The following is a 12,329-nucleotide window of genomic DNA, read 5'->3' on the forward strand; positions in this document are numbered from 1 at the left end:
TGCGCGGGCTGCTGGCCACCCCATTGCTGAGTCGGTCCGGCGCTGGGCGCGGGCTGCTGGCCGCCCCACTGCTGCGTCGGATCGTTGCCTCCCCCTTGGCCAGGGGCGTCATTCGGTCCGTACGGGCCGCTCATTTGCTTGCCTCCACTCGCAATCCGTTGTCCTCACGCTAGCCCCCCGAGCGGAAACACGCTCGCGTGCCTCCACTGCGGTCGGTACACCCTTGAATCAAAGCACAGTCACATCTACTACGCCGCGTCCACGGCCACGACACCCCGGCGGATGGCCCGCACCGCCTTGCTCGCGGTGGCCGCCACCTCGACATCGTCGGCGGTGTTGTGGATCTGGTCGAGCAGATCGATGACCTGGCGGCACCAGCGCACGAAATCGCCCGCCGAGAGCGGGTTTCCGCGATCGCCGCTGGCGAGCAGCGCATCGGCGAGGTCGTCGCCGCGCGCCCAGGTGTAGATGCCCGAGACGAATCCGAGGTCGGGTTCGCGGGTGGGCGCCAGACGGTGCCGGGACTCGTCGGACCGCAGCTGCGACCAGACGCCGATGGTGGCGTCCACGGCCCGGCGAATGGGCGCGGTCGGCCCGGAAGCGCCCAGGTAGCCGCCCTCCTGCCGGGATTCGTAGACCAGGATCGACACCACCGCGGCCAGTTCGGCCGGACCCAGCCCGCGCCACAGTCCCTGCCGAAGGCTTTCGGCCACAACCAGATCCGCTTCGGCGTAGATGCGCGCCAGGCGGCGGCCGTCCTGGGTGACCTCGCCGTCGGCGACGTAACCGCGTTCCTCGAGCAGCCCGAGGATGCGGTCGAAGGTGCGCGCGAGGGAGTTGGTGGTGGCCGCCACCTGCTGGCGCAGGTGCTCGGTCTCGCGCTCGACCCGGTTGTAGCGTTCGCCGATCCGCGCGAGTTGCTCGCGATCCGGCCGCGCGTGTGCCGGATGATTGCGCAGCGCCCGGCGCAGGGTCTGCAGGTCGCGGTCGTCGGCGGCCTTGGCTTTGCCGCCGGTGCGGGCGCGGCGCGGCATGGTGATCCCGGTGCTGCGCAGCGCCGAGGCCAGATCGCGGCGCACCCGCGCGGTGCGGTGGTCGACATGCTTGGGCAGCCGCAGCCGCCCGAGCGATTCGGCCGGGGTCGGGAAGTCCGCGGCGGACACGCGCCCGGCCCACTTGTCCTCGGTGAGCACCAGCGGACGCGGATCCCCCGGTGTCGCATCGGGTTCCAGGATCACCGCGAGACCCTGACGACGCCCGGACGGTATCGCCACCACATCGCCGCGCCGCAGCGCGCCGAGCGAATTCACCGCGGCCTGACGGCGATCGGTGCGGCTCTGCCGTTCCAGATCGCGTTCGCGTTCCCGGATGCGCTCGCGCAACTGGATGTATTCGAAGAAGCTCTCGTCGCCGAGCTGGGAGCGCAGCTTGCGCAGCTGGGCGTCATTGCGTTCGATGCCCCGCACCAGACCCACGACCGACCGGTCGGCCTGAAACTGGGCGAAGGACCGCTCCAGCAGCGCCCGCGATTCCGTCGCGCCCATGCGATCGACCAGGTTGATCGACATGTTGTAGCCCGGCCGGAACGACGAGCGCAGTGGGTAGGTGCGTGTCGAGGCCAGACCCGCCACCGCACTGGTGTCGACCTCCGGCTGCCACAGCACCACCGCATGCCCCTCGACATCGATGCCGCGCCGCCCCGCACGCCCGGTGAGCTGCGTGTACTCCCCCGGCGTCAGCTCGGCGTGACTCTCGCCGTTGAACTTGACGAGGCGCTCGAGCACCACCGTGCGCGCGGGCATGTTGATGCCCAGAGCCAGTGTCTCCGTGGCGAATACCGCGCGCACCAGCCCGCGCACGAACAGTTCCTCGACGGTGTGCCGGAAGGCGGGCAGCATGCCCGCGTGATGCGAGGCGAAGCCGCGGTGCAGACCCTCGCGCCACTCCCAGTACCCGAGCACCTCGAGGTCGCTGCGCGGCAGATCGCCGGTGTGCTTCTCGATGATCTCGTCGATGACCGCGCGATCGTCGTCGCGCGAGAGGTCCAGTCGCGAACGCACGCACTGCGCCAGCGCGCCGTCGCACCCGGCGCGGCTGAAGATGAAGGTGATCGCGGGCAGCAGCCCCTCGTCGTCGAGCTTGGCGATGACCTCCGGCCGCGGCATCGGCCGGAACGAACGCCGCGGCCCGCCCCGCCCGCGCCCCGGCACCGCCCAATTGTCCATCCGATCAACGGATTCGCGGTGCTTGATGTAGCGCACCAGGTCCTCGTCGACGACCACCTTGGCGTCGCTGGACTTGTCGTCGAACAGGTCGAACATGCGGCGGCCGACCATGACGTGCTGCCACAGCGGCACCGGCCGGGTCTCGTCGACGATGACCGCGGTGTCGCCGCGCACGGTCTCCATCCACGCGCCAAACTCCTCGGCGTTGGAGACCGTCGCCGACAGGCTGACCAGGCGCACCTCGGGCGGGAGGTGCAGGATGACCTCTTCCCACACCGCGCCGCGGAAGCGGTCGGCCAGGTAGTGCACCTCGTCCATGACGACGTACGAAAGCCCGCGCAGCGCATCCGAACTCGCGTAGAGCATGTTGCGCAGCACCTCGGTGGTCATCACCACCACCGAGGCGTCCGGGTTGATGGACTGGTCACCGGTCAGCAAGCCGACCTCGTCGCGACCATAACGTTCGGTGAGATCGGCGAACTTCTGATTCGACAGCGCCTTGATCGGCGTCGTGTAGAAGCACTTGCCGCCCGCGGCCAACGCCATGTGGACGGCGAATTCGCCCACCACGGTCTTGCCCGCGCCGGTGGGCGCGCAGACGAGCACACTGTGCCCGCCCTCGAGCGCCTCACACGACTGCCGCTGGAACGGATCGAGCTCGAATTTCAGTTCGGCGGCGAATGCCGCCAGTTCGCCAGTAAGCGACCTTGATGTCACTTTTCAGAGAGTATCGGAGTAATCCGACACGGCTCCTGTTGTTTTCTCGACCGGTGTGGCGGCGACCGGTTCCGCGGTCGGCACCGGGGTCGGCGCGTCGACACCGCCGGGGGTGGTGTCCAGCGGGGACGCCTGATCGTCGGCCAGGTTCTCCCACGCCTCGGCCTTGCGGGCGCGACGCTTGTCATTGAGGCGCGCCACCTGCACCGCGATCTCGAACAGCAACGTCAGCGCAAGCGCCAGCGACAGCATCGAGATCGGGTCCTGCGGCGTCACGATGGCCGCGAACACGAACAGTCCGAAGATCAGTCCGCGCCGCCACTTGGTCAGCCGCTGATAGGTCAGCACTCCCAGGAAGTTCAAACCCACGATGAGCAACGGGGTTTCGAAGCTCACACCGAAGATCACCAGCAGCTTGATGATGAAGCTGAAGTACTGCGCACCCGACAGGGCGGTGATCTGCACGTTGTTGCCGATGGTCATCAGGAAGCTGAGGGCATGGGCGACAACCCAATACGCCAGCACCGCGCCGGTGACGAACAGCGCCGCACCCGCCGCCACGAAGGAGATCGCGTACTTGCGTTCCTTGGCGTAGAGGCCGGGGGTGATGAAGGCCCACAGCTGATACAGCCAGAACGGGCTGGCCACCACGATGCCCGCGGTGGTGCCCACCTTCAGGCGCAGGGTGAACTGCTCGAACGGTGCGGTCGCCAGCAACCGGCACGCGCCGTCGGCACTGAGATTGGCCCGCGACGAGGCGGGCAGATCACAGTAGGGCCCGCGCAGGATCTCACCGAGCGAGTCGATCCCGAAGAAACCGTGCGAGTACCAGAAGAAGCCGAACAGGGTGCCGAGCGCGACCCAGGCCAGAGCGACGAGCAGTCGCCTGCGGAGCTCCTGCAGGTGATCCACCAACGACATGGTGCCGTCGGGGTTCGTGCGGCGCTTGCTGCGCCGGGGATCGAACGGGATGCGCATGTGTGTGTGACTGCCTCCGCCTTACGGCCAACAAGACCCGGACCCGGACAACGACTTACCCGGGATGAGATTCCCTCATCCCGGACAAAACGTGGGGCCTCAGGCCTTCTGCTGGTCGTTCGGCTGCGGCGTGGCCTGCTGCACCGGCTGGGCCGGGGGCAGCTGCGCCGGCGGCTGCACCGGCTGGGCGGCAGCCTCGGGAGCGGCCTCGCCCGTCTTGCCCTCGTTCTGCATCTGGCTGACCTCGGTCTTGAAGATCCGCATCGAGCGACCCAGGCTGCGGGCCGCGTCGGGCATGCGCTTCGAACCGAAGAACAGCAAGAAGATCAGCACAACGATCAGCAAGTGCCACGGGCTGATGGCGCCTGTCATTCCATACCTCCAAAGACTTGGTGAGTCCGATGCTACCGGACCCGCATACCGCGAACCTCGTTGTCAACCCTCGTTCGCCGCGCTGTCACGCGCGGCTCGAGAGAGCTGTTCCAGCAATTCCGGGCCCGACCAGGTGCGCCGGTCGCCGTTCTCCGCCGCTGTCACGAGATCGATCAGCTTCTGGTTCACCGGCGTGGGTATTCCTACCATGGCCCCGAGGCTCACGATTTCACCGCACAGCCAAGGGATTTCGGTTTTGCGTCCGGCGGCGAGGTCGTCGGCCATGGAGGAGCGGGCCACCGGGTCGACTGCCAGCACCTTCCCGGCAACCTTGCGGAACACGGTATCGGGCATCGTCAGCAGGCGAGCCATCGCCTCCGGCGGCAGCGGGGTGAGCCGCGCCGGGCGGATGCGGGCGGCGGCCATGGCGGCGAGCGCCTCGCGCTGGGCCAGCGACAGACAGCGGCGGTAGTCGCGGGTGCCGAGTTCCTCACGCAGCGGGCGACCGGAGAGCGCGTTGATCGGGTTGTTCAGGTTGAGCAGCAGCTTGGCCCACTGGACGGGCAGCAGGTCGGGGTGGCGTTTGAAGCCGAGGCCGGATTTGCCGAAGATCGGCGCGAACCGGTTGAGCACCGGGTCGTCGGCGATGTCCACGGTGCCGGTGGTGCCGCGATGGAAATGGCCCTGTCCGTGATGGACCACGTTGAACATGACCATGCCCGCCAGCACCACGCAGGTGGGCAGGATCTCTCGGATGACCGCGTCGTTGCCGATGCCGTTCTGCAGGCTGATCACGACCGTCCCCGGCTTCACCAGACCGGCCAGTTCGGCGGCGGCGGTCGCGGTGCCCGCGGACTTCACCGCGATCAACACCAGATCGGTGTCGCCGCTCGGTTCGGTGGCGGTGCGGAAGGCGTCGGGTGCGAGGCGGACGCTGTCGCCGTCGAGATCGGTCAGATGCAGGCCGAAGGTCCGCAACTCCTCGACCACGCGCGGGCGGCCCACGAAGGTGACCTCCGCTCCCGCCGCCGCCAGCCGGCCCCCGACATAGCATCCGATGCTGCCCGCCCCCAGCACCGTCACGCGGAAACTCAAGCGGGACCGACCTCCTCGAACCCGGCGGCGAAGGACGCGTCCGCGGCGGCGTACGCCGACAGCGCGGAACTGGAACGCTCCCGCACGGCCGTCACCAGTTCGGCCGGACCCAGCACGGTGACGCCCGCGCCGAAGCCCAGCAGCAACCGGGCCATCCAATCCAGGGTGGCGAAGCGCATGGTGGCCTCAACGCTGCCGTCGGCGTGCGCGGTGACCCGGTGCATCGGGTACTGCTCGAGCACCCAGGCGTAGTCGGGGCGAATCAGCAAGCGCGCCAGCGGAACCGCGGGATCGTCGACGAACAGGTCCAGGGCGGCGGTCTCGTCGGCGGCGGCCTCGGCGGGCGGGCGCGCCGGTTCGTCGAGTTCGGCGGCCTCCTCGATGCGGTCGAGGCGGAAGAGCCGGACGCCCTCGGCTTGCCGGCACCACGCCTGCAGGTAGCTGTTGTTGTCCACCAGCACGATTCGGATCGGGTCCACGACACGCTCGGACACCACATCGCGGCTCGCCGAGTAGTAGACCAGGCGCAGGGCGTGCGCGTGTTCGAGGGCGGCACGCACGGTCGCCACGGCGGGCGCCTCCACCGGCAGCGGCAGGGCCGGGCCGGTGAATTCCCGTCCGGAGATGGCGGATTCGATCTTCGCGGTGGCCGCGTGGGCCGCGCTCGGATCGACCATGCCGGGCAGGTCCGCGATCGAGCGCAGGGCCACCAGCAGTGCGGTCGCCTCGAGCGAGGTGAGCCGCAGCGGGCGGTCGATGCCCGCGGAGAAGGTGACCTCGATGCTCTCCTCGGAGAACGACAGGTCGATGAGGTCGCCGGGACCGTAACCGGGCAGGCCGCACATCCACAGCTGGTTGAGATCGGTCATCAGCTGTTTGGTGGTGACGCCCAGTTCGGCGGCCGCTTCCGCGGCACTGATGCCCGGATTGGCCTGGAAGTACGGCACCATGTTGAGCAGTCGCGCCAGCCGGGTCGAAAGACGGCTGGTGGCCGCGGCATTGCCGCGTCGTTCCTTCGCGCCGTCGGAGGCGCGGGTGCCGAGGGCGCCCTTGCGCGTGGTGTTCGCGTCGCTCACGCGGTGACCTCCGTCCGTTCCAGCACCGACTTCAGGCGCGCGATCACATTGTCGCGCAGGTCTTCCGGCGCGAGCACCAGGGCATCCGCGCCGAGACCGGTGATGAGGCGGGCCAGCCAGTCACGGGAACGGATGGGCACCTCCACGATCGCGCCCGCCCGGCCGCCGAGCTCGCGCTCCTCCATGACCGGTCCGAGGCGGCGGATCTCCTGGCCGCGCCCGTCGGCCACCCACACCGTGGCGGAGCCGGTGATCGGCGTCTGCGCGGTGACCTCGGCGACCACGGCCCGCAGGTCCAGGTCGTCGGGCTTGTGCACGACATTGGCCGGGCCGTATTCGGTGACGTCCTCGTCGATGCGCGAGATGCGGAACACCCGCTGCGCGTCGCGGGCATTGTCGTGCCCGACCAGGTACCAGCGGCCGTGATGGGTGACCACACCCCACGGCTGCACATCGCGTTCGACCGGATCCCCGTGCGACTGACGGTGTTTGAAGGTGACCGCCCGCCCGGCGTCGATGGCCGCGAGCAGCTTGCCGAGCACCGGCTCCGAGCCGCGCGTTCGCGCCGGGACCGCGGGCACCGCCGACACCCCGGCGTCGGGCTCCACGTGAATTCCGGCGGCGCGCAGCTTGAGCAGTCCGCTCTCGGCGGCCGCGGCCAGCTCCGGCGACTCCCACAGCTGCACGGCCACCGCGACAGCGGCGGCTTCCTCGCTGGTGAGATCGATATCGGGTAGTTCGTAGGCGTCCCGGTTGATGCGGTAGCCCTCGACGCCCGAATACCGGCTGACCGGACCGATTTCCAGCGGTATGCCCAGATCGCGCAGCTCGTTCTTGTCCCGCTCGAACATGCGGCTGAACGCCTCGTCGCTCGCGGACTCCTCATACCCGGCCACACTGTCCCGGATACGCTCCGCGGTCAGGAATTGGCGGGTGGACAGCAGCGCGATAACCAGATTCATCAACCGCTCGACCTTGGATATCGCCACCCCGTAGAGAGTAGTAGGCCGATCGCCCGGGTGGAGCATGGGCGGTCGGGTTTGCCCCCAACGGTCCCCGAATGACCGATCCGCACGCCGATACAGCGGCCCACACTCGCAGAACGGGCCGCGAACCCAGGGGTTCGCGGCCCGTTGCCGTTGGCTCTCCCTACATCGAGGCGATCAGCCGGTCCACGCGCTCGTCGACCGAGCGGAACGGGTCCTTGCAGAGCACGGTCCGCTGCGCCTGATCGTTGAGCTTGAGGTGGACCCAGTCGACGGTGAAGTCGCGGCCCGCCTCCTGCGCGGCGGTGATGAAGTCACCGCGCAGCTTGGCCCGGGTGGTCTGCGGCGGCGTGGTGACCGCCGCGTCCACGGCGTCGTCCTCGGTGATCCGCTTGGCCAGACCCTTGCGGGCGAGCAGGTCGAAGACGCCGCGGCCGCGCTTGATGTCGTGGTAGGCCAGATCCAGCTGCGCGATCTTGGGATCGGACAGCTCCATGTTGTAGCGGTCCTGGTAGCGCTGGAACAGCTTGCGCTTGATCACCCAGTCGATCTCGGTGTCCACCTTGGCGAAATCCTGCGCCTCGACGGCATCGAGGGTGCGACCCCACAGATCCACCACCGCGTCCACCTGCGGGTCGCGATCGCGGTTGCGCAGATGCTCGACCGCGCGGGCGTAGTACTCGCGCTGGATCTCGAGCGCACTGGCCTGCCGCCCGCCCGCCAGCCGCACGGGACGACGACCGGTGAGATCGTGCGACACCTCGCGGATCGCGCGAATCGGGTTGTCCAGAGCGAAGTCTCGGAACGCGACCCCCGCCTCGATCATCTCCAGCACCAGCGAAGCGGTACCGACCTTCAACATGGTCGTCGGCTCCGCCATATTGGAGTCGCCCACGATCACATGCAGCCGCCGGTACTTCTCGGCATCGGCATGCGGCTCATCACGCGTATTGATGATCGGCCGCGACCGCGTGGTCGCCGAGGACACACCCTCCCAGATGTGCTCGGCCCGCTGCGATAGGCAGAATGTAGCGGCCTTCGGCGTCTGCAACACCTTCCCCGCCCCGCAGATCAACTGCCGGGTAACCAGGAACGGCAACAGCACATCCGAGATCCGGGAGAACTCCCCAGCCCGCACCACGAGGAAGTTCTCGTGACACCCATAGGAGTTGCCCGCGGAGTCGGTGTTGTTCTTGAACAGGTAGATATCCCCGCCGATCCCCTCCTCCGCGAGCCGCTGCTCGGCATCTATGAGTAGATCCTCCAGGACCCGCTCACCAGCTCGATCGTGAGTCACCAGCTGCACCAAGCTGTCGCACTCAGCCGTCGCGTACTCCGGATGGGAACCGACATCGAGATAGAGCCGGGCACCGTTGCGGAGGAACACGTTAGAACTACGGCCCCAAGAAACTACCCGGCGGAACAAGTACCGGGCCACCTCGTCAGGACTCAACCGTCGGTGGCCGTGGAAGGTGCACGTCACCCCGAATTCGGTCTCGATCCCCATGATTCGTCGCTGCACAGTATCGACATTACAGCCATATCCAGCCCGAAAAGGGTGGTGTCACAGACCCGATGCAAACGTCTTGGCAACGATTTCGCACGGGATGCAACATCGCATGAGCTGTCATCAACCCAAAGCGACGCCCTGTTCCGGGATCTGGAGTCCTGGCTGTTCCGTCGTTGGACGCCGTCACAAGACGGCGGAGCGGTACTGCAAACCGCGTAATCGTCGCTCACGTAGACCGGCCGGATCCACGCACCAGCGAGTGCGGAAACGAAGGTCCATCGACGCAAGGACTGTCTCCTTGGACAGATACAGGTAGCCGTTCTTCTCCCCGGAACGTCCGAGGATATTGCGAGCGGCATTGATGTCCGCCAGGAGCTTCCTGCCGCAGAAACGACACTCGAACCGCTTCTGCGACGTTCGATTCTTCTTGTCTACATAGCCGCAATTCGAGCACGCCCGCGAGGTATGAGCCGGGTTCACCACGGTGACGGCGACACCGTGACTCTCCGGGAGCGCAGCCAGTTTGGCCTTCACCGCTGCCCTTCCGGCACGCATCAGGATGCGGTTGAGCCGCTTCGACAAGCCTCCCATCCGGAAGTCGAGCCGCTCGACCACCAGCTCACGAATGTCGTTCCCGGTCAGCCGATTCAGGATCCGATTCACCTCGTTGCGGACGTACTCCCGAATCCTTCGGTTCAGTCTCCGGTATCGCTTCGACTCACTCGGACGAACACGCTGCCGTTGCAAAGATGCTGTGAGCGAGCACAACTCGGCATCCCGGTCGGTCAGCCAACCATAGATCCGCCGTCCGAGAATCTGACCTTCATTGGTCGCGAAGACGTTCCGCACTCCCCAGTCGAGGCCGACCGAGACCCCAACGTCACGCCGCGCCACAGGTGCCGACTTCTTCACGAGCGTGAACGACGCCTCACCTGCGGCACTCACGTCGACCTGACAAAAGTTGCGAACCTCGCCCGGAGCGGCAGTGAAGTACTCATACCCATGAAGCGGGATATTCACTGGCTTGTGCCGCGTCAGCGTCGACACCTTCACCCAGTAGTCGGCGTGCGAACTGTCAGCAGCCGTGACCCCGGCAATCTGACCGTCCATGTGCATCGTGCGCACCCTGCTCAGATTTGGAAACGGATGCGCCCGAACCCAGTCACCTGCCAGGCGCGCGGCTACGACCAGCGCCTCGTCCGACACCTCGAGGCCGCGACCGTCGGCGAGCAGATTCTGCTGTCGCCACCAAGCCGCACAGGCGTTGATCCGGTACAGGTCAGTGCGCAACTCGGGATCGCGCACCGTGTCGATCAGCTTCCGTATGCCGGTCTTCGCCGCCTCCTGCCAGGCTTGCAACGCCATATTTACCTGGTTGACCACCGACTTCCATTGGCGACGAGACAAGTACGAAGGCAGCGCGCAGATCTCTTCCCCTCGCAGCCAACCAAGATCGGTCACGCCAGACTTCAGTTTGCGAACCTGGATGTACTGAACGTGAACCAATCCACGCTGCCACTCCGGCAGGATGGCGGCAACGGCCGCAAGCTTGCCCCGATTGGCAGTCGTCGGCAGCCGATAGGCACGCATCACCGTGTCATCGTCGCAGGCGCCACCGACAGACTATCGCCGGAACGGTTCTCGTCAGGGACGGAGGACCTTCTGCTCGAACGTGACTCCTCCGACCACGACGGCGAGCGCCACCGCGATCCCGAGCCATGGCCAGGTCGCCTGGCCGACAGCTCCGCCGCCGATGACCGCAGCGAAGCAGCACAACAACCGCCAAAATTTCATGGCCCACCCCCAGGATTGATGATGATCTTGCTCCCCGGATCCTAATCATGATTCTGCGCAAGGCAACTCGATTGCGAGGTCGACCGACCGGTCGAAAAAGCAGGGCACTGTGTCCAATTGCCTCCGCTTCGCTCCGGCCGTTCGCGGCCCTCGAAGTCTCGTTCTTCCCTCCGCTTCGCTCCCCCGCGCCACTCAGTCCAGAACGAGACGGGCCGCGAACCAATAGGTTCGCGGCCCGAATCGATAATTGAATTTGCGCGTTCCCTACGAGGGGTCTCCCGACGACGGCTTCTCGGCTTCGGCCGCGGCTTTCGCGGTCGGGGCCTTGCCGGTGACCAACTCTTGCAGCGCAGCGCCCTGGATGCGGCGGAAGGCGCGGCGTTGACGGGACTGCTCCAGGGTTGCCACCTCGAGGGAGGAGGCGGCCAGGGTGCGGGTCTTGTCCTTGTCGCCCTCGGGGATGGCCTTCTGCAGCGCGGCCACCGCCGTGGCGACGGCCGAATGCAGATCGAGGCCGGGCTTGTAGGAAGCCTTGAGAGCGGTGGTGATCGGGTCGGTGTTGCCGCCCATCACCACGAATTCCCGTTCGTCGACAATGGATCCGTCGAAGTTGATGCGGTAGAGCACCGAGTTCGTCGACTGCTCCGGGTATCCCACCTCCGCGACGCAGATCTCCACCTCGTAGGGCTTGAGCTGGTCGGTGAAGATGGTGCCGAGGCTCTGGGCGTAGAGATTGGCCAGGAAGCGGCCGGTCACGTCGCGCCGATCGAACTGGTAGCCGCGCAGATCCGCCTGCAGGATGCCGCCGCGGCGCAGTGCCTCGAACTCGTTGTACTTGCCGACGGCCGCGAACCCGACGCGGTCGTACAGCTCACTGATCTTGTGGAGGGTGGCCGAGGGGTTCTCGGCCACGAACACCACGCCCTTGTCGTACACCAGCACCACGACCGAGCGGCCGCGTGCGATGCCCTTGCGCGCAAGTTCGGTCTTGTCGCGCATGATCTGTTCGGCGGATGCGTAATACGGCAGTGTCATGCTTCGCCGATCCCCTCTGCCGCCAGCGCGGCCCGCTCCTCCACCATGGATCGGGTGATCTCCTTGAGGCGTTCCTCGGTCACGACCTCGGAGCCCTCGGCGTCGATCACGATCGCGGTCGGGTAGATGTTGCGCATGGTGTCCGGACCGCCGGTGGCGGTGTCGTCGTCGGCGGCGTCGAAGAGCGATTCGATCGCGATCCGCAGCGCCCGGTCCTGATTCAGGCCGCGCGTGTAGGTCTTCTTCAGCGACGACTTGGCGAACAGTGAACCCGACCCCACCGCGGTGTACCCGAAGCGCTCCTCGCTGCGTCCGCCGACCACGTCGTAGGACACGATGCGCCCGGCCTTGTCCGGGTCCAGCGCGTCCGGGTCGAAGCCGACCAGCAGCGGCACCACCGCCAGCCCTTGCAGGGCGGCGGGGAGGTTGTCGCGCACCATCTTCGACAGCTTGTTGGACTTGCCGTCGAAGGTGAGGGGAACGCCCTCGATCTTCTCGTAGTACTCGAGCTCCACCGCGAACAGGCGGATCATCTCGATCG

The 12,329-nt window shown here is 67.0% G+C and carries 10 protein-coding genes; all 10 read right to left on the reverse strand.

Going from position 1 to position 12,329, the window contains the following annotated elements:
• Positions 1–248: 248 nt before the first annotated feature.
• A complete protein-coding gene (locus ACWELQ_RS21515) occupies positions 249–2,942 on the reverse strand; it encodes a DEAD/DEAH box helicase (protein ID WP_452398827.1) in 2,694 nt (897 codons plus the stop codon).
• Between the two features lie 3 nt (positions 2,943–2,945).
• The gene (tatC, locus tag ACWELQ_RS21520) at positions 2,946–3,920 is read right to left on the reverse strand and encodes a twin-arginine translocase subunit TatC (RefSeq protein WP_452398828.1); all 975 of its coding nucleotides are present in this window, start codon (positions 3,918–3,920) and stop codon (positions 2,946–2,948) included.
• Positions 3,921–4,019: 99 nt separating this feature from the next.
• Positions 4,020–4,292, reverse strand: a complete 273-nt coding sequence (gene tatA, locus ACWELQ_RS21525; RefSeq protein ID WP_452398829.1) for a Sec-independent protein translocase subunit TatA — start codon at positions 4,290–4,292, stop codon at positions 4,020–4,022.
• Between the two features lie 63 nt (positions 4,293–4,355).
• The gene (locus ACWELQ_RS21530; RefSeq protein WP_452398830.1) at positions 4,356–5,387 is read right to left on the reverse strand and encodes a 2-dehydropantoate 2-reductase; all 1,032 of its coding nucleotides are present in this window, start codon (positions 5,385–5,387) and stop codon (positions 4,356–4,358) included.
• Positions 5,384–6,337, reverse strand: coding sequence for a helix-turn-helix transcriptional regulator (locus tag ACWELQ_RS21535; protein WP_452398834.1), 954 nt, complete (start codon positions 6,335–6,337; stop codon positions 5,384–5,386). The genes ACWELQ_RS21530 and ACWELQ_RS21535 overlap by 4 nt, the downstream gene beginning before the upstream one ends.
• A 122-nt stretch (positions 6,338–6,459) precedes the next feature.
• On the reverse strand, positions 6,460–7,452 hold the full coding sequence (locus ACWELQ_RS21540) for a helix-turn-helix transcriptional regulator (RefSeq protein ID WP_452398831.1): 993 nt from the start codon (positions 7,450–7,452) through the stop codon (positions 6,460–6,462).
• Between the two features lie 160 nt (positions 7,453–7,612).
• The gene (gene pafA / locus ACWELQ_RS21545) at positions 7,613–8,971 is read right to left on the reverse strand and encodes a Pup--protein ligase (protein WP_357085449.1); all 1,359 of its coding nucleotides are present in this window, start codon (positions 8,969–8,971) and stop codon (positions 7,613–7,615) included.
• A gap of 171 nt (positions 8,972–9,142) precedes the next feature.
• Positions 9,143–10,549 carry a zinc ribbon domain-containing protein gene (locus tag ACWELQ_RS21550; protein WP_452398835.1) on the reverse strand — a complete coding sequence of 469 codons (1,407 nt, stop codon included), beginning with the start codon at positions 10,547–10,549 and terminating at the stop codon, positions 9,143–9,145.
• 468 nt (positions 10,550–11,017) lie between these two features.
• Positions 11,018–11,788, reverse strand: coding sequence for a proteasome subunit alpha (gene prcA, locus ACWELQ_RS21555; RefSeq protein ID WP_452398832.1), 771 nt, complete (start codon positions 11,786–11,788; stop codon positions 11,018–11,020).
• A partial coding sequence (prcB, locus tag ACWELQ_RS21560) for a proteasome subunit beta (RefSeq protein WP_452398833.1) occupies positions 11,785–12,329 on the reverse strand: 545 nt, incomplete at its 5' end. The genes prcB and prcA, both read right to left, overlap by 4 nt.

Source organism: Nocardia sp. NPDC004722 (assembly GCF_053601505.1).